This window comes from Allocatenococcus thiocycli (genome assembly GCF_921292965.1).
GTDB classification, from domain to species: Bacteria; Pseudomonadota; Gammaproteobacteria; order Enterobacterales; family Vibrionaceae; genus Vibrio; species Vibrio natriegens.
Genome location: NZ_CAKLCK010000029.1, coordinates 311,329 through 329,948, shown reverse-complemented (window position 1 = coordinate 329,948; position 18,620 = coordinate 311,329). Strand labels below are relative to the sequence as shown.

The window sequence follows — 18,620 nt, the reverse complement described above, 5'->3', positions numbered from 1 at the left end:
CCGGTCTGATGCATGGATACTTCTGATTCTTTTTCTAATACCAAAACACGTGCGGTTGGGTAGCGCTGCTTCAGTTGCCATGCTGTTGATATTCCGACAATTCCGCCTCCGAGAATCACATAGTCGTACGGCTTTTCCATTGAAATCTCCAAAATAGTAGTGCCCGTGTTATTGCACACGGGCTAATTATTGTTATTTAGTTTGGTGGTGCCAGACCGTTCCCTGGCTCAGTAACATTTAGCGTGAAAATGAACCTCTCTGGCGAAGTAGTTCACGACTTAGATCTGGGTGCGGTACAAATTTATCTCGTCCGTGTAGCCAACGGTGGTTGTGAACAACCAGCATAGAACCGACGTTGACACGTACATTGAAACAGTTCGGATCATTTTCAAGAGACTCACCAATTTCATACAGGTACAAACCTTCACGTCGATTTTTAGGTTTCGCAAATTGGTCAATGAACAGGAAGTGTGGTTTACCTTCAGCATCCTCTTCAAAAAAGACTGGGTGCTCAATGTCATAACCGGTATTTTTGCTTGGTGGCGCGCCCCAAGTAATGTCTTGCTTCGCCATTGGATGATTATAGAATTTGTCTAGGTCCTGCCAGTCATCAAGATGCAGTAACAGCGAATCGCCGCCTTGCATGTTGCTCTCTTCCATTTTCATCATCAATACGAAATCCGTGCGTTCATCGACGTAGGTACCGTCGTTGTGCATTTCCATACGGCGGTGAGCCTGACGTAGGTAGCTGTCACTGTCGTCAACATTACGCACAGTAAAACGAGCATAATATTTACCGTACATGGCATCAAAGTTTGGCAGACCAATCATGTGCGAAATTGCCGTAGAGAGTTTGACGAAGTAACGACGTTGGATCTCGGTGTCTTCATAGTCTGCTCGTACTTCATCGCAAGCTTCGAGAAGAAATGCGCCTTGATTACGATCATCCATAATCTGAACAAGCAGCTTACCGAGTTGATAGTCGGATGCTTTATCCAGTGCTTCCGCTACAGCAAAGCGAAGAAATGGCTTGTACTCAATGGCTTGAAGATCCCACTCACAAGTCAGATCATTAAACTTCTCTAATAAGTCCTTTCCAAGAGTAATCACCTGCAAACGGCCATTTACCGGATGTGGGTTAACGGTGATGCCTTGTAGTTCTGAATTTACGCTGTCTTTGATGCTTAGTGTCATGGTTATTCCTTTTATTTCAGCAAAAGGTGTCCCGGTTCAGCTTTTGATTCTTAGTGGTAGATATTGCTTGTCTACCACTTGGTGTTGAGCGGCCTAATGGGGAGCACCCTGTTTATTCGTGGTTCTTTACTGTTGCAAAAAGGTTAACAGTGTTGGTCCTATATGTTCAATATATAGAAAATATACTTTCAATCTATAAAATAGATGGATTGCGTATCTAGCCGGGCGAAAATGCCGTTTTTGTTCACTTTTATTAATAAAAGAGATTCCTTTCATCACTTATTGATATTGAAAACGCCATTTTTCATCTTTTTTGCAGCAACTTTTATTTATTAATATCTCAAAAGCCAGGATTCGGGTTTGTCAGTGTTGTTAATGGTGTGTAAAAGCCGACATGGAGTATTTATAAGATCAATAACGTGAGGACATTATGAAAAAAACAATTAAAACGCTGCTGCTATTTTCCATGTTAAGTGTTGTGGGTGGTGCTCAGGCAGAAAATTACACTATAGGTACAGGAAGTCAGAGTGGAACTTATTACCCGTATGGTGGCGTTCTGGCAAAAATCTGGAGCGATAACTTACCTGATTTTAATATGCGAGTTGAAGTGACGGCGGCTTCAGTAGAGAACACCATCAAAGTGGTTCAGGATAAGCAATTGGTAGGTCTCGCGATGGGTGACGTCGTCATTCAGGCTCAAGAAGGAAGCAAGCCGTTTTCGCGTGCACTTGATGTTGCGGTATTGACGGCACTTTATCCAAACGTTGTGCAGTTTGTCGTGCGTGCAGATTCGGATATTTATTCACTGAGAGATTTAAAAGGGAAAACTGTCTCTCTGGGCGCGCCAGGTTCAGGCACCAGAGTGAGCGCAAGAAGTATTCTCTCTGCATTGGACCTTGATGAAGACGGTATGAATGTTCAGTCTCTGAACTTCTCTGCGACTGCTGAAGCTCTTGCGAATGGTCAGATTGATGCTGGGGTTTTTGTCGGTGGTACCGGGCTGGGCGCGATCACTGAATTGGCTCTGACCCGAGATATTCGCGTGCTTAATTTCTCCGCTGAAGACATGAAATCTATCATGGGTGCGCTTCCTGCGTATCAGTCAGTGCAGGTAGAGCAGGGCGTTTATAACGGTGTAGAAAGCTTTACGGCACCAGCTGTTTGGAACGTTTTGGTCGTTAACCAGCGACTTGACGAAGAGTTGGCTTACAACATGACCCGCTTAATTTTTGAAAACGCGTCAGCATTACAAAATTCACTCAGTGTTGCAAAATTCACCACGGTGGAAAATATGAACCAGCTAAGCGCTGTGTCTCTGCATCCGGGTGCCCAAAAGTATCTTCAAGAGCAGCAGAGTAAGCAAGCGCAGTAGGGCAGGTCAGTGAATGAAAGACAATAGAAACTGGAACCTGTTGGTTACCGAGCGTCTGATTGCTGTCGCCGCTATTTTTGCTGTGTCGTTATCAGCATTTCAGATTTGGCAAGGCATTACAGCGTCGTTAGCTGCGCCTACTTTTCGCCCCATTCATATTAGCTGGGTGTTGGTATTGGTATTTTTGGTTAAGCCGACATTCTCTTTAAACAGAACAACGTTAGTCTACCTGTTTGGGAGAATGATCGATCTGTGTTGCATGGTACTTACCATCTGGGCAACCTGGCGTATTAGCGTGTTCGATTACGATGATATGAGCTTTCTGATGGATGGTCTTCAGCTGACGGATACATTTGCAGGCGTAGTCGTCATCGCGATGTTGCTTGAGGCGACGCGACGTACTGTTGGTGCCGTGATGTCTTGGTTGGCAATCGTCTTTATTCTCTATGCAATGTTTGGCTCGCACTTACCGGATGCCATCGCAAGTAAGAGCTTTTCTATTGAAGAGATGATCCGCTTCCATATTTTTTCGACTAACGGCGTGTACGGAGCACCATTGGGAATTGCCGCAGGCGTGGTATTTACCTTCGTGCTATTTGGTGCCTTTCTTCAGGTTACCGGAGCGGGTCAATTTTTTATCGACTGTGCCTTCGCTGTGGCTGGTAAGTATCGCGGTGGGCCTGCAAAGGCGAGCGTGATCGCTTCTGCTGCGCTGGGTTCGATTTCTGGATCAGCCATTGCGAATACGGTTACGACGGGCTCGCTGACCATTCCGATGATGAAAAAGCTAGGTTACCGACCAGAGCAGGCGGCTGGCATTGAAGCGGCGGCGTCAACCGGTGGGCAAATTATGCCGCCAGTGATGGGGGCTGGAGCCTTTGTTATGGCGCAGTTTACCGGCATCGCTTACTCAGAGATCCTTCTGGTTTCGATTGTTCCTGCCATTCTCTACTTTCTTTCAACGTTGCTTTATATCCATTTGATGGCGTGTAAGCTCGGCTTGAAAGGGATGGCGCAAATAGAGAGCATCAAAATTGTTCTGGTCCGAGGCTGGCACTTCTTAGCACCATTAGTCTTTATTACGGTGCTATTGATGTTGAGTTACTCGCCTGTTCTGGTCGGAATTGCAGGGTGTGGTGCTATTCTTGCTGCGGCTATGGTGCGTAAATCGACGCGAGTTTCATTGAAGCTGATCTTACAGGGAATGAAGGAAGGGGCACTGATGGCCCTGCCTATCTCTGTGGCTTGTGCTTGTGCAGGTATTATCGTTGGCGTGATTGGACAAACCGGCATTGGTCTGCAATTCACTCAGTTCCTGCTTGCCATGTCGGGCGGTCAATTATGGTCGGTTCTGGGGCTGGTGGCGTTAGCTGCGTTGGTTCTGGGAATGGGGCTACCGGTTACTGCTGCGTATATCGTATTGTCAGTGATGGCGGTACCAGCATTGACCGATTTAGGTGTTAGCTTGCTTGCCGCGCATATGATCGTTTTTTGGTTGTCACAGACCTCTAATATCACTCCGCCGATCGCTCTGGCCGCGTTTGCGGGCGCTGGTATTGCAAATGCGTCACCAATGAAATCTGCGATTCAGGCGATGAAGTTGGCGCAAGGATTCTTCTTAATTCCTATTATGATGGCCCACGGCAACCTCATCTGGTTTAAAGAGTTCTCATTGTTCCCATTTGTTTTATCAGTCATCTACACACTCGCCTTGATCGTTGCGTTTGCGGGCAGTATTGAAGGCAGGTTGTTTAATCCTTTGTCCAAGGTGGCAAGGGGGATCCTGTTCGTCAGTGCGTTGGTGTTGGCATTTGGCGATAGTGATGTGATTAACATCGCAGCCACAGTGGGTATTCTTCTGGTTACCGTTTTGAATCAACTGAAAGTATTAACACCACTCAAAGCCAGTGCTGATTAGCGACATTTCTGGATAGTATTGCCCTCAGCCGCACCCGGACGGCTGGGGGCATTTTTATATCTCGCTATTTGATTCTTTTGGGTTGATACCACTCTTCCATAAACTTCAAAAACGCACGCGATGCATTAGACAGGTAATGGCTGCTTTTCCAGCCAATACCAAATTCGACTTTAAGTGCGGGATTAAACGGTACGCAAACCAATGGCTCATTTTCTTGCACTATTCGTCTCAGGCATGTGCTGACACCGGCTTCTTTCTTAACTAAGGCTTTCACGAGTTCGATTAAGTTGGTCTCAAAGCGTATATCTGGTTTTAAGTTGTGCTTTCGGCTGTAACGACTGACGGCTTCACGCAGCAAATATCCTTCCCGAAACAGAATAAGCGGCTGCTCGCAGAATTGTTCCAGCGTTACGTTCGATAATTGGGCAAAAGGGTGGCTCTCATTGACGCAGGCAACGATTTCTTCTGGGCACAACGAGACGTATCTCAGTTGATCAACGGGTTTATCTGTGCGGACGAATGCCAAGTCTAAAGCGCCTTCTAAAAGCATTTTTTCCAGTGTTGCCGTGCCGTGTTCCTGAACATGAATACGAATATTAGGGTAGGCTTGGTTAAAGGCTGACAGTGCTTCAGGGAAAAAATAAGACCCAAGCATCGCAGAAACACCAAAATCGATCTTGCCGCGTTCGAGCCCTTTTAGCTCATCCATTTCAATCTGGGCGAGTTCAACATCTTCCAAAATCCTTCGCGCATGGAACAGGAATCTCATGCCATCAGAGGTGAGCTGAATCTGTCTGCTGCTTCGATTGATCAATTTCAGACCGATTTCTTTCTCTAATTTTTGCATGCTAACGCTGAGTGCTGACTGGGCAATATCCAGTTGGTCGGCAGTTTTGGTGAAGTTGCCGTTCTTAGCCAAAGCTACAAAGTACTGAAGACGTTTGATGTCCACGTGACGTTCCCATGAGGTTTATGATGCGAACAAAATAGAATGAAATATACATCCTGGCGATTGAAACATAGGCTACAATCACTTTTGGTTATTATGAAGAGAAAAGCAATTAAGAGAAGATTACGATCACAGTCTTAATGCTTCTGCCGTGGTTTATGGCAATATCTAGGGTTTGTTTACTGACTGTCCCACATTACGTCACATTGATCATCAATGGCAGATTTTAGTAATTCAACAAGCGGCATTGCTCTGTGACTTATTGATACGATCGGCTCTGATTGCTCGTCATCATCGTTTGTTTCTTGAACGGACTTATTCTCTACTTCTGTTGCTTTGGTCAGCGAAGCGGTTAATTTAGCGAGCGCTTCTGGCAGGTCTTGAGCCGAGATCGAACCGGGCACAGTGCCGCTATGGCCCATCATTTTTATCATATTGAGGGCAATATCGCCGAACATGGTGATATTGGCATGGCTTTTACAGCGAAAGGTGATCAGCATGGTTCACTCCTGTTTTTCCTAATTATAATATACCAATCGTAGTAAATAACTGGTCAATCTAGCTTGTTAAAATACTCGATAACAGCGTTAACATTTTTGATTGTAGAGTAACTACTTATCGAAAAATGTTGCCTTGTTCTCAAGCATTTTTCCTACGCTATTTCTGACCACTTACTCACTGTGATTGGTATTCGCCAGTTTAACCGGAGTTTACCTAAATAGTGGAGTTAATTCTTTGGGGAAGCGGAAAGCGCGAACGCTCTCTTGCTTAATCAAATACGTTTAATCAAACAAGCTTTTAAAGAATCCACCGATTTGCTTCGGTGCTTCTGCTAATCCACGACCGATTTCTTTGAGGCCATCTTCCAAAGGCTGCAGGCAGTTAGGGCTCGTTTCTCCTGTTTCACTCCAAACAGGTAAACTGATTTCGCCAAAACAGCTTTCTCTTAATCCACCCTGACTATCAGTGCTGTAGTTTGCTAGCCCTATTTTCTCTGGCTTAGTTTGAACGATTGACTGGTAGCCGGCCTTTTTAAGGTAATCACCATAGATTCGTAACGGGCCACTCGATCCTGTCAAAGCAACTGGATTATTATCGTCGCGACCTACCCAAATAGTCACGACATCTTGGTTATCAAGCCCGACATACCAACTGTCACGCCCTTGGTTTGACGTACCAGTTTTACCCGCGAGGTGAGCACTGCGAGGCACGATCTGATTTAAGTAACGCGCGGTCCCTTGCTCGACGACTTGTTCCATTGCATATTCGATCAGCCAAGCAGCCTCAGGTTCCAATACTTTTTCTTGCTGAGGTTGATGACGATAAAGTTCTTGCCCATGTTCATCGAGCACTGCACTAAGTGCGAACAAGTTTTGTTTTTCACCCTGATTTCCCAACGCCTGATACATCTGAGTGACGTTCAGAGGGGAAAGTGCCAGTGCACCCAGTAACATCGATGGCACTTGTGGGACTTGACTCTCTTTGACACCTAATGACACCAAGGTGTTGGTTACCTTATCGGCTCTTCTCCGCTTTCATGAGTCAAACAACATCAATGAACCTATCATAATCACATGATTTATAATGCTTATTTTTATTATAAGTTTGTAGTGTATTTTGTCGTCTTTGTATTCCTCGTTGTTTTGCTTTAAAGGTCAGTGTGTCGAATCTTGTTCAATAGAAGAAGTGTCCCAATCAGTTTTCGTTCGTTGCCGTCGAGACCGAAGATATAAGGTCAAAGATCCAATCACAGGTGCAACCTGCACCGTAGACCACTATGTCAAAAGACGACTTCAGGATCTGCCTGTTAGCGGACGGCCATGCACGATAGAAGTTGAACTGGCTAAAACCAGAGATAAAGACGGAAGACGGCTAATTGAAGATACTGACTATGTCTCTAAAGGAGGTCGCTATACCGCTCGCTTTTGCAAGTTTATCAGTGGATTATGCCGCCACATGAGCATACATGCCGTGTCTCAGCATTTAGGTATTCGGTGGGAAACAGTCAAAAACATCGATAGAGAATACTTGCGTTCAAGCCTGCCAGCTTTAGAACCCGAGAAACTAAAGAACTTACTCCACATTGGCGTTGATGAAGTAGCTAGAGCTAAACGACACGATTATATGACCGTCGTTTACGACCTTGTTTCTGGTCATTTAATTTGGGTAGAACATGGACGAAAAGCAGAAGTCCTTATCTCATTTTTCGAGCAACTATCAGAGGAAACAAAGGCTGGAATTAAAGCGGTATCAATGGATATGGGGCAAGCTTACCAATCAGCGGTAAGAAAAATGTTACCTCATGCAGACATCGTTTTTGACCGATTCCATGTGATGCAAAACTACTGCATTTTAATCAGAAAAGAGAGAGCGAAAGCTTTTAGGATTGGCTCGCACGATGAGAAAAGGATGCTTAAAGGCACACTCTTCCTCCTACTGAAAAATGCACAGAAATTGGATGACAAGCAGTCTGACAGACTCGACGATTTACTTGAGAGTAACAAGACGTTGTGCGTGATTTATATGCTAAAAGAGCAGCTACAAGCGATATGGGATGAGCCTTGTTACGAGACCATGACAGCCGCTCTTGAAGCTTGGTGCCGTCTAGCAAAGTCAACTCGGATAATGTCACTAAGCAGCTTTGCAGACTCAATATTAGAAAGAAAAGTAGGTATCTGTAACTACGCAAAATACAAGCTGACCAACGCTCGGGTTGAGGCTGGCAATGTATCTATAGGGTTACTCAGACGAAGAGCCAGAGGAGTAAGAGATACAGATTATTTTAAGTTGAAGATCAGACAAACATCGGTTCCTGATACCCACTCAACTTTTTACCCAAATATCAAGCTCACCTAAGCGGAGAAGAACCCCTTATCTAACCCAATGGCCATACCGAGGTTTACAGTTGGCACATTGTAAGAATGGGCTAGAGCTTGGTATAGGCTCACCTGACCGCGGTACTGGCGATCGTAGTTTCGTGGTGACCACTTCTCATTATTTTGTGTTTGGATGGTAATTGGTTTATCCGCGAGGTTCGTTCCTAACGCGTAGCGTTCTGGCTGTGCTAATGCCGTGACATAAACTGCTGGTTTTATCAGCGATCCAATCTGACGCTCGGCATTTATCGCACGATTAAATCCATGGAAATTCGGCTGGCGGCTACCAATCATCGCGCGGATTGCACCGCTTCGTTTATCGGCAACGACCATCGCAGTTTCTAAAGACTGGCCTGCTTTCTTTTCTAAGTTGGGCATAACGTTGTAAACCGCTGCTTCTGCCTGACCTTGCACTTTAGGCTCGAAGGTCGTGAAAAGACGCAAACCGCGACCACTGTTGTAGTCGATGCCATTGTCTTTCAGTGATAGCTTTATGTAGTCGAAGTAAGGAGGCTCAGTGGTACTTCCTTTACCCTGAACAGCCAGTGACAATGGTTTCTGAATCGCGCGTTCGTAATCACTCGCTTCGAGATCGCCAGTGTCGACCATCATTTTTAGCACTAAGTCACGGCGAGCTTTTGCTCGTTCAGCGTAACGCCAAGGGTTGTAATAAGAGGGGCCTTTTACTAAACCGACAAGTAACGCTTGTTGATCAAGGCTCAGCTCCGCTAACGGTCGACCAAAATAATGTCGTGACGCTAAAGCAAAACCGTGAATCGCATTTTGACCGTTTTGACCCAAATAGACTTGGTTTAGGTAAGCATCAAGTAACTGATCTTTGCTGTAGCGATAATCCATGATCACCGCCAAGTAAGCCTCTTTAATCTTACGAATCAGGCTGCGTTCGCGAGTTAAGAACAAATTCTTCGCGAGCTGTTGAGTTAAGGTACTTCCGCCTTGTACGTTACGCCCCGCAGTAACGTTGGCTGCAAAAGCGCGGGCAATAGCGACAGGGGATACACCGTCGTGCTGATAGAAATCACGGTCTTCAGTGGCAAGCAAAGCAGCGACTAATGTCTCTGGCATGTCATCTTTGGATACGTAAATTCGTTTTTCGGTGTTGTCACCGTCGAGCATCCCTAAAATTTGTGGTTCGATCTGCAGTACGCCGAGATCATATTCTGAGGTTTCATCGGTGATCTTAACAATGCGTTTGCCACTAAATCGAATGCTTGCCTGCTGCGCAGGTTGCTCACCTTCAGGAAAAACGAATGGTCGACGAATCAGCCTTATTATCTGGCCAGAAATACTATATTCACCACTCTTTGTTGGCTGTGCGACTTTACGGTAATTTAGCTGATCCAACTCACTGAGCACTTCTTTCTGGCTAACCTGCATAGCAGGGCTTAACACCAAGTGACGTGCATAAACAACATTAGGCAGTTGCCACATTTGGCCTTCAAACTTGCTCGCGACCAGGTTGTTGAACTGCACTCCGAAGTAAATAATCGCTATAAGGAGTAATACAGCGCCGGCGAAGAGTACTTGAATCAAACGGCGGAACCAGAGTGTTTTCGATAGTGGAGACGGAGTGTTAGCAGGCATCTTTGTTTATGTTACGCGTTAAGTATAGCCGTGAAGCGTAGCCTGATGTTTGTTCGCTTATGTCATTAAAACGTTAACAGTCTCAATTAAGGGACACAAAGAGCAGAGGGAAGGGGTTACTGAGTGGTTACGTAGGCGTTATATGCAAAAAAGCCCACCGAAGCGGGCTTTTGAATTCTATGAAAGTTATGCGGTAACCGCAGGGCTCGCTGAAAACTCTTCAGTATCGATTTCTACTTGTTGAGCAGCGTTGTAGCGCGTGCCGGAGACGTTGTCATTGTTGATGAGTTGTCCCATTTTTTCTAACAGGTCGCTAGACAAACTCACCGACGTTGCCGAAACATTCTCGGTGAGATGGTCGATATTCGTCGTGCCTGGAATAACATGAATATGATCGTGTTGATCCAGCACCCAGCGTAGAACGATGCTAGCCAGACTTGCTTTACTTAGCACAGTGTCAGACTCTTGCTCGATCAATTGCGCCAGTTGTGTCACAAGGTGCTGGTTATGAGCAAAGTGCTCACTATCGAATCGAGGCATGTTGCGACGGATATCTTTCGGCGTAAAATTCGTCGGAGAATCGATTTTACCCGTCAAGATTCCACGCCCTAACGGACTAAATGCAACAAAGGCAGTCCCCAGTGCTTTACATGTTTCCAGCACTTTGATTTCAGGGTTGCGAGTCCAAAGTGAGTACTCAGATTGCACCGCTGCAATTGGGTGAACTTGAGCAGCTTTTGTTATTGTCGCTGCGGACACCTCTGACAAGCCGATTTCGCGAATTTTGCCTTCATCAACCAGTCTGCTTAGTTCGCCGACACTTTCTTCGATAGGGACGGTTTTGTCCCAGCGATGAAGGTAATAGAGGTCAATGACGTCTGTGTTTAGGCGTTGTAAGCTGTTCTCAATGTTTTTACGCATCGCTTCAGGACTACCATTGATCTCTTTCTTACCTTCTTCGTTAATGAACATGCCACATTTGCTGGCCAACACATATTCATCTCTTCTATGCCCAACGGCTTTGGCCACCAGTTTTTCATTGGCACCGCCACCATATAATGTCGCAGTATCAAGATGGTTGTAACCGAGGTCCAAGGCATGGTTGAGTAAATGAATGCTCTGTTTCTCATCCGGTGGTGTTCCGTACGCATGAGAGAGGTTCATACATCCCAGACCAACAGGGTTACATAGAAATTGGCCAATTTTCCGTTGTTGCATAGTAAGATTCCTTAGCTGTGTTGTCCTTAAATGAGCTGCTCTTCGATGCGGTGCAGTGTTTCCATTGCTGACAGGCATTGAGCAACACTTGAGTTCGGCTCTTTGCCGGTCTTAATTGCTTCGAAGAATTCACGGTCAATCAATTCAATACCGTTGTTTGACACAGTAACACCTGTCAAATCAATTTGGTTGTCATAGCCGTCATACAAATCATCGTAACGAGCAAGGAAAGTCCCCTCATCACAGATGTAACGGAAGAACGTACCAAATGGACCTTCGTTATTGAATGACAGAGAAAGCGTACAAATTGCGCCTGATGGCACCTTCATACCGATGCTCATGTCCATTGCGATGCCAAGATCCGGATGAATTGGTCCTTGCATGCCTTGAACTTGTGATGCGGTTTCGCCAGTTTGGTATTGGAATAAATCGACCGTGTGACATGCGTGGTGCCATAGCAGGTGATCGGTCCAGCTTCTTGGCTCGCCTTTCGCGTTGGTGTTGGTACGACGGAAGAAGTATGTCTGCACATCCATTTGTTGGATGTTTAGCTCGCCAGCCTGGATTTTATTGTGAATCCATTGGTGGCTTGGGTTGAAACGGCGAGTGTGGCCAGCCATTGCAACTAAACCCGTTGCCTTTTGAGTCTCGACTACTTTGTAGCTGTCTTCGATGTTATCAGCCATAGGAATTTCGACCAAAACGTGCTTGCCAGCTTCCATACACTGGATAGCTTGAGATGCGTGCACCTGAGTTGGCGTTGCTAAGATAACGGCATCAACATCGTCACGAACAAGTGCTTCTTCAAGTGTCGTTACACCAACAGCCTGAGAGTCATACTCATTGATCAGAGCATCAAGCTTGTCTTGTTCTGGAGAAACCATAACTGATACGGTTACGTCGTCGATATTTTGGATGGCTTCTAAGTGCTTACGGCCAAAGGCACCAGTTGCACCAACTACACATACTTTCATAAATAATCCTTTATTACACTTGGTTAAGAGGTAAGGGTATCGTTTGATTGGATGGGTGACGCTGAGTGCTCCATCGTATTCAAAATTTGATTAGATAACTGTTCTAACGTTTGATTATCGACAGTTACATTTAAATCCGACATTCGTTGATGCCAGTTGATTGCGCCGCTCGACATACTGGTATCGATATCAAGTGAAGCAAGTGTCTCGACTACTGATTTAAGTTCTTCGCTACGGCGTTTCCCATGGGTGAGCATTCTTTCCATATGGTAAACCGCCAATTGCGACAAATTAAGTTGCGGGTAACTCTTTTCCAGTGACTCAATCACATAGGGCGCGACCCCGGCACGATGAGCCGCAAGCATACATTCTGTTGTTAATGCTTCCAGACCTTTCACCATCGCTGAACGCAACATTTTTATTTGTGAAGCATCGCCGACCTGCTCTGAAATCACGGTTACATCAAACCCCAAATACTGTAATTGTGGTGCAACCAGAGTGGCTTTTTTACCAGAAATATACAGTGGGATTGGCTTTGAATTCGCTTTTACCGGACTCATTATTGCAGCGTCAATATAGGCTGCACCTTGCGACTCTACCAATTTAGCATTGTGTTTTTTCACTGCAGGAGCACACGAGTTACAATCTACGACAAACTGCTTCTCTGTCAGCGCACTACTAAGCGGTGCTAAAGCCAAGTTTGCCTGATCAGGTGTAACGAGAGAAAAAATAACCTGAGCGCCACAAACGGCTTGCTCTGGGTTAAACGCGCCATTGACCTGAAATTGGATGTAATCCATCAGTTTTGCTTCGCGTGTAGCCTCATCGCGTGTTTTGATATCAAAAGCACTGATCACGTCCGGTGCATTATCACCAGCGATGCTGATAAGTGCTTGAGCGGCTTCACCAAAGCCAATAAATGCGGCACGAGTTGTTTTCACCTTTGATACCCGAATATGTTGCTTCACCGAAAACGACTGTAACATTTGGGTAAAAACACGAATAATCAAAAGATGATATTAGGTATTCAATTTTGAGAAAGCGCTGCCCGATTTAGCCTGACATCTTCAAGCCATTCTTACGCAGAAGCGATACGAAATGCGTCTGTACGGTAGTCGCGTACCAGTTCTTACGCATGGTAAGGCCAATCGGTCGAGACTGCTGGCTGCAATCAAAAGGTAAAATCGTAAAGTGGCCTTCGTCCAGTTCACGTTGAATTTGATGTTGAGAAAGGACAGACAGGCGATCGCTGCCCAGTATCAGTTCTTTTACAAGCATCTGCGAACTGGCTTCTACTAAACGTGAAGGGGGCTCTAATCCACCATTGATGAAGATGTCTTCAAACATCTTGCGTCCTGGCGTATTAGCGCTGGAGACTACCCAACTGGCTTGATGTAAATCCTGCAGAGTGACATTCGCTTTTTTGGATAGCGGGTGATCGTGGCGTGCAAAGACTTTGTTTTCTGATTCAAACAGGGTTTCCTGACGAATATCAGTACTCGGGATCGGAAATCGCAATGCGCCAATCAGTACATCGATTTCACCGTACTTTAAGTGGTTGAGCAAATCGGAGTAGGGGCCATCGATAACCTGAATTCGGCAGTCTGGATAGCTTTGGCTGAATTCATTAATAGTAATAGGTAGCAAACAGGTACGAGCTAACGGCAGACAGCCCACTGTGATCACACTGTTATGACGGTCGCTAAGTGCATCGATCTCTTCGATTCCTTGCTTTATTTCAACAAATGCGAGCTTACAAGCTTTGACGAGCGCGGTACCGGCTTTGCTTACGACGATACCATTACTGATTTTTTCGAATAAGGTGACATCCAAGATCTCTTCAAGATCTTTTGACGCGCGGTAAACGGAAGATTGGGACACCTCCAACAAGCGGCTGGCTTCGGTAAAACCCTGACCATCCGAAACGGCAACTAACGCCTTCAGGTGTGTCGACGTCATATTGTATAAGAATCTATGAACGTTGCTTTTGCGTTGCCCTTTGGCGATTTTCAGTGTCTCAGAGATCCCATGCTCAATATGATCTAGCGCCCTATCAATACGAAACGCGAAAGCTTTACCTTGCGGAGTCGGCGTCATGCCATCACTGGTACGTTCAAATAGTTCACTGTGAATACTCTTTTCGAATTTTGAAATCGCTTGAGTGATGGCTGGTTGGGAGAGAAATACGGTCTCAGATGCCTTACTGATGCTGCCTGTCTTGACGACTTCAGAAATGGCGCGTAAGTGCCGAATATTTGGGATGTTAAACATAAGACCGCCTGTAAATGAGCAATGTAATTCTCAGTGTTGAATATGCAATTTGGAAAACTGGTAACGCTGATGGGGCAACGACCCTAGGAGGTGAACCCACATTAACTTTTCACTTATTTAGACATGTTTAAGCACAATGCTAAATGTTTAGGTTACTTTCTTGTTTATAAATTGTGACGACAATCTCCTATTTGTAATTGTATACAATGGAGGGTGTTTATTTTTTATTTAATATTTCAACGCTATAAAATTTGGTTTAATTTGTTGAATTTAAAGGATTTAATTTTCTATTGTTCTTAATTGATAATTGCCCCTTTATCTAAAAATTGAATGGCACTTTCACTATATGAATTATAGGTCATCTGGGGGGAGTGCTAGATTGTTAATGCCATGAAACAGGAGGTTCACAGAATGAGAACAATAAAAACATTATCACTTTCTCTCGCACTTGCTTACGCGGGAACTGCCGCATCATCTGAAATTGAAATCACGATTGGTCACGTTGATTCTCAGGAATGGACGACATCTAAAAAAGGTGCTGCTACACAGGTTTTTAAAAATCTTGTTGAAGCGGAATCCGGCGGCCGTATAAGTGTCAATGTCTACCCATCTAGCCAATTGGGTGGTGAGACTGAGCTACTACAGTCAGCTCAGGAAGGCATGTTAACAATGACGATGGTTTCTGGGGCTTACAGCAAGCTGTGTAAAGAAGCGAGTGTGCTTGAGATCCCTTACTTGTTCCCTTCAGCTCCGGTTGCATGGGAAGTTCTGGATGGTGAGTTCGGTAAAAAGCTGGGCGAACACTGTCTCAAGCAGACTGGGCTTCGTAACCTTGCTTACGGAGAAACTGGTTTCCGTCATTTCACCAACTCTAAGAAAGTCATCAGCAGCCCGGAAGACCTGAATGGGTTAAAAATCCGCGTGATGACCACCCCTCTTTATATCGAAATGTTGAAATCGGTAGACGCAGAACCAACGCCAATTGCTTGGCCTGAAGTTCCGGCTGCACTGACGACTGGCGTAGTAGACGGTCAGGAAAACCCTGTTGGTGTAATTGCGAACAACAAATTCTACGAGCTGCAAAAATACATCACGCTAGATGGCCATGTGTACGGCACTGACTTTCTGCTAATCAACGACGATTTCTACACTGGCTTAAAAGCAGAGGATAGAGAACTGATTGACCGTTCGGCAAAAGTAGCAAGTACGGTAAGTCGCGCTATCCAACAAGTGAACTCAGCTGCTGGCCTTGAATTACTGGCGAAAAAAGGCATGACAGTTACGTCACTAACGGCGGAACAGAAGCAGAAGTTCAGCGAGAAAACTCAGCCTGCTGTGATCAAATGGCTAGAAACGACGATTGATTCAAAATGGATCGATGAGGCACTTCAAGCAGTAGACGCTGCTAAATAATTTTAAGTAAGCCGTGAAGCCCATTACGGGCTTTACGGAATTTTGTGGAGAAAGGCTATGATAGAGCGATACAAAAAGCTGCTGGCTATCCTTGCTGGCACTTCATTGCTAACAGTCTTTGTAGTGATGTTGTTTAGCAGCATCAGTCGTTATTTTTTCAATACCTCGATTTTATGGGGTGAAGAGCTGTGTAAATACGCCATGATTTACGGCGTTATGTTTGCTACAGCAATCTGTTACCTCGATGAGTTACACATTAAATTCTCAGTTCTTAGCTCAGTGAAGTCAGCTAAGTTCCAAAAAGGATTAGAAGTCATTACTGACATAGCAGTGTTTGCGAGTGCATTGATATTGATTTGGTCAGGTTATTTGTTTGTTGCGAAGCGCGGTGCCATTGAATCACCGGGTATTGGGATCAGTATGTATTACTTCCAATCAGCACTAGTGGTTGGTGGTGTGTGCTTACTTATCGCAGCATCACTTCGATTAGCCGCTCATCTATCAGCTCTAACCGGGCGTGCACCCTGTCTAAAACGTAGAGATGTATAAGGATTTACTATGCCATCTATAGCTTTGATGGGCACCTTACTGATATTCGGTGTTCCGCTCGTATTCACAATCATTCTGGCGATGTCGTTTTATGTCACCAGTACGCCAATTTCAATTAGCTTAGTTGCTCAACGCATTTTTAGCGGATTGGATTCCTATTCAATTCTTGCAGTGCCTCTGTTTGTTCTGGCTGGTGAGCTGATGAACAAAAGTGGTATCACTACGCGAATTATCGATTTTGCTAATGCGTTAGTCGGGCACTTCCGAGGCGGACTTGCTCAGGTAAATATTTGGTCGTCAGTGATGTTTGCGGGTATTTCTGGCTCCGCGGTCGCAGACACTTCTGCTCTTGGCCGTGTGTTTATTCCTCAAATGGAAAAAGAGGGATACAGCAAAGAGTTTTCGTCCGCATTAACTGCTGCGTCATCTGTTATCGGCCCAATGATTCCGCCAAGTATCCCGGTGATTATCTACGCGTTAATCGCAAGTGGTGTGTCGGTTCCAGCGCTATTCTTAGCAGGGATTGTACCGGGTATTCTATCTGCGATTGCACTGTCGATATTTGTTTATTTCTACGCAACACGTCATAAGATTCGCAGTAACGTTGTCCGTCAAAGTCGCCGTAAAGCACTGGTAAAGGCGTTTGTCCCATTGACCATGCCGGTATTCATTCTTGGTTCAATTCTATTAGGCGTTGTCACACCGACAGAAGCCGCTGCTTTTGCTGCATTTTACGCACTGACCGTTGGGATGTTTTTCTATAAAACACTTAAAATTAGTGACTTACCGGAAGTGTTTATTCGCTCAATGCGTGACTCATCTATCGTATTGATTTTGATTGCGGTAATTTCCGTTGCTAACTGGCTGCTGACTTTCTCTCGTGTACCTCAGTACATCAGTTCGCAAATCATCAGCACAATCAGTGACCCGGTGATGTTCCTGATTATGGTTAACCTGATATTGCTGGTGGTTGGTCTATTCCTTGAAGGGATTGCGGCAATGCTTATCTTGATTCCAATCTTCCATCCAATCGCGATGAGTTTCGGAATCGACCCTGTTCACTTCGGGATTGTGGTTATTTTTAACCTGATGATTGGTTTGATTACGCCACCACTTGGTATTTGTCTGTTCGTTGCCAATACCATTTCCAAAGTGGGTGTTGCGGCTATATCAAAACAAATAGCACCGCTGTTTTTGCTCGAAGTTGTCGTGCTGTTTTTTATTACCTTCGTGCCTCAAAGCGTGCTGTTCTTACCAAAAATGTTTGGCTACTAACAAGTACTCAATATGGCTGTGATGGACGTTCTCCTGCCGCTCGCGATGATAGTGGCGGCAGGGTTTTATACAACAAAAATTCGCTTTTTCTCTCAAGGTTTTCATGCGGATATAGGTAAGTTAGTTTTATATTTCTCGTTGCCTGCTGTCATATTGATTAATTTGTCGCAACTGGATATTAAAAATGCATTAGAACTTAACTTTTTATTGGTATACGCAATTTCAGGCATTGCCTCAATGGGCTTTGCGTTGGTCATAAGTAAACAAGTATTAAAATCTGATTGGAAAGATGCATGTATTAATGCATTAGGTAGCGGTATGCCAAATAGTGCATTTGTCGCTTTCCCAATTGTTTTGTCATTATTTGATGGTCAATTTATTGAAGCCTTTCTAATGTGCGTTTTGGTGGAGAATCTTTTATTTATTCCACTTTGTTTATTATTTCTGGAAATTAGCCATAGCGTAAAAACTAATACGTTCGATCAAATGAAATCAATCGCTAAACGTATTAGCAGTAATCCAATAATAATTTCTATCGCTATTGCGCTAGGCATAAATTTATTAAATATAACTTTGCCTGAGTTTGTTATGAAAAGTGCCGATTGGTTTTCTAATACAGCTGTCGCATTGGCATTGTTTGCTATCGGTGGTGCATTAGGCCAGTCATTCAAGCTTGAAGAAAGAAGACGCACCGCCTTGGTTGCCGTCAATAAACTCATTATTTTTCCGATGGTTGCGATTGGATTGCTAAACATTTTTCCAGTCGATGAAGCGCTTAAACCGGTACTGATTATATTTGCTGCAGCGCCGATGTTAACCATCTACCCAATATTGGGTGCTATTTATCATCAACAAAAATTTTGTGTAAACACGCTTGTAACAACAACGCTGGCTTCCGGAATTTCTCTGTCCATTGTTGTTGCAATGTTTAATTCATAGTGAGGCGAGTGTCTGGCACCTGTCAACGCCATTCTTAACGCCTCCCTATACAAGATATCAGCCTTTG

17 protein-coding genes are annotated in these 18,620 nt (G+C 44.7%); 7 read left to right on the top strand and 10 right to left on the bottom strand.

Annotated features, from left to right (window positions below; all coding sequences use genetic code 11):
* Both L9Q40_RS11705 and glaH read right to left on the bottom strand, forming a co-directional pair.
* A partial coding sequence (locus tag L9Q40_RS11705) for an FAD-dependent oxidoreductase (protein WP_498793381.1) occupies positions 1-140 on the bottom strand: 140 nt, incomplete at its 3' end.
* Between the two features lie 97 nt (positions 141-237).
* Positions 238-1,194 (bottom strand): glutarate dioxygenase GlaH, encoded by a 957-nt coding sequence (glaH, locus tag L9Q40_RS11700; RefSeq protein ID WP_065297727.1) that lies wholly within the window; start codon positions 1,192-1,194, stop codon positions 238-240.
* Between the two features lie 430 nt (positions 1,195-1,624).
* Here glaH and L9Q40_RS11695 point away from each other — a divergent pair, with 430 nt between their 5' ends.
* Positions 1,625-2,566, top strand: a complete 942-nt coding sequence (locus L9Q40_RS11695; protein WP_498793373.1) for a TAXI family TRAP transporter solute-binding subunit — start codon at positions 1,625-1,627, stop codon at positions 2,564-2,566.
* 13 nt (positions 2,567-2,579) lie between these two features.
* Positions 2,580-4,484 (top strand): TRAP transporter permease, encoded by a 1,905-nt coding sequence (locus L9Q40_RS11690; RefSeq protein WP_498793372.1) that lies wholly within the window; start codon positions 2,580-2,582, stop codon positions 4,482-4,484.
* A 64-nt stretch (positions 4,485-4,548) separates the two neighbouring features.
* On the opposite strand, the gene L9Q40_RS11685 is transcribed toward L9Q40_RS11690, so the two are convergent.
* From L9Q40_RS11685 to L9Q40_RS11675, 3 genes are all read right to left on the bottom strand, one after another.
* Positions 4,549-5,436, bottom strand: a complete 888-nt coding sequence (locus L9Q40_RS11685; protein ID WP_020334227.1) for a LysR family transcriptional regulator — start codon at positions 5,434-5,436, stop codon at positions 4,549-4,551.
* A 176-nt stretch (positions 5,437-5,612) separates the two neighbouring features.
* Positions 5,613-5,933, bottom strand: coding sequence for a DUF1840 domain-containing protein (locus L9Q40_RS11680; RefSeq protein ID WP_498793371.1), 321 nt, complete (start codon positions 5,931-5,933; stop codon positions 5,613-5,615).
* Between the two features lie 282 nt (positions 5,934-6,215).
* The gene (locus L9Q40_RS11675; RefSeq protein WP_498793370.1) at positions 6,216-6,932 is read right to left on the bottom strand and encodes a penicillin-binding transpeptidase domain-containing protein; all 717 of its coding nucleotides are present in this window, start codon (positions 6,930-6,932) and stop codon (positions 6,216-6,218) included.
* A 118-nt stretch (positions 6,933-7,050) separates the two neighbouring features.
* Between L9Q40_RS11675 and L9Q40_RS11670 the strand changes: the two genes are divergently transcribed.
* Positions 7,051-8,289 (top strand): ISL3 family transposase, encoded by a 1,239-nt coding sequence (locus tag L9Q40_RS11670; protein WP_498791601.1) that lies wholly within the window; start codon positions 7,051-7,053, stop codon positions 8,287-8,289.
* On the opposite strand, the gene L9Q40_RS11665 is transcribed toward L9Q40_RS11670, so the two are convergent.
* The 5 genes from L9Q40_RS11665 to L9Q40_RS11645 all read right to left on the bottom strand — a co-directional run bounded on the left by L9Q40_RS11665 (position 8,286) and on the right by L9Q40_RS11645 (position 14,377).
* A complete protein-coding gene (locus L9Q40_RS11665) occupies positions 8,286-9,914 on the bottom strand; it encodes a transglycosylase domain-containing protein (RefSeq protein WP_498793369.1) in 1,629 nt (542 codons plus the stop codon). The genes L9Q40_RS11670 and L9Q40_RS11665 overlap by 4 nt on opposite strands.
* A 186-nt stretch (positions 9,915-10,100) precedes the next feature.
* Positions 10,101-11,132, bottom strand: coding sequence for an aldo/keto reductase (locus L9Q40_RS11660; protein ID WP_498793368.1), 1,032 nt, complete (start codon positions 11,130-11,132; stop codon positions 10,101-10,103).
* A 26-nt stretch (positions 11,133-11,158) separates the two neighbouring features.
* Positions 11,159-12,106, bottom strand: a complete 948-nt coding sequence (locus L9Q40_RS11655; RefSeq protein WP_014233873.1) for a Gfo/Idh/MocA family oxidoreductase — start codon at positions 12,104-12,106, stop codon at positions 11,159-11,161.
* A 23-nt stretch (positions 12,107-12,129) separates the two neighbouring features.
* Positions 12,130-13,047 (bottom strand): NAD(P)-dependent oxidoreductase, encoded by a 918-nt coding sequence (locus L9Q40_RS11650; protein ID WP_498793367.1) that lies wholly within the window; start codon positions 13,045-13,047, stop codon positions 12,130-12,132.
* Positions 13,048-13,159: 112 nt separating this feature from the next.
* Positions 13,160-14,377, bottom strand: coding sequence for a LysR family transcriptional regulator (locus L9Q40_RS11645; protein ID WP_020334233.1), 1,218 nt, complete (start codon positions 14,375-14,377; stop codon positions 13,160-13,162).
* A gap of 411 nt (positions 14,378-14,788) precedes the next feature.
* On the opposite strand from L9Q40_RS11645, the gene L9Q40_RS11640 reads away from it, so the two are divergent.
* The 4 genes from L9Q40_RS11640 to L9Q40_RS11625 are packed head-to-tail and all read left to right on the top strand — an operon-like array spanning position 14,789 to position 18,553.
* Positions 14,789-15,790, top strand: coding sequence for a DctP family TRAP transporter solute-binding subunit (locus tag L9Q40_RS11640; RefSeq protein ID WP_014233876.1), 1,002 nt, complete (start codon positions 14,789-14,791; stop codon positions 15,788-15,790).
* Between the two features lie 57 nt (positions 15,791-15,847).
* On the top strand, positions 15,848-16,339 hold the full coding sequence (locus L9Q40_RS11635; RefSeq protein WP_014233877.1) for a TRAP transporter small permease: 492 nt from the start codon (positions 15,848-15,850) through the stop codon (positions 16,337-16,339).
* Between the two features lie 9 nt (positions 16,340-16,348).
* Positions 16,349-17,614, top strand: a complete 1,266-nt coding sequence (locus tag L9Q40_RS11630) for a TRAP transporter large permease (protein WP_498793366.1) — start codon at positions 16,349-16,351, stop codon at positions 17,612-17,614.
* 12 nt (positions 17,615-17,626) lie between these two features.
* A complete protein-coding gene (locus L9Q40_RS11625) occupies positions 17,627-18,553 on the top strand; it encodes an AEC family transporter (RefSeq protein ID WP_498793365.1) in 927 nt (308 codons plus the stop codon).
* Positions 18,554-18,620: the final 67 nt, after the last annotated feature.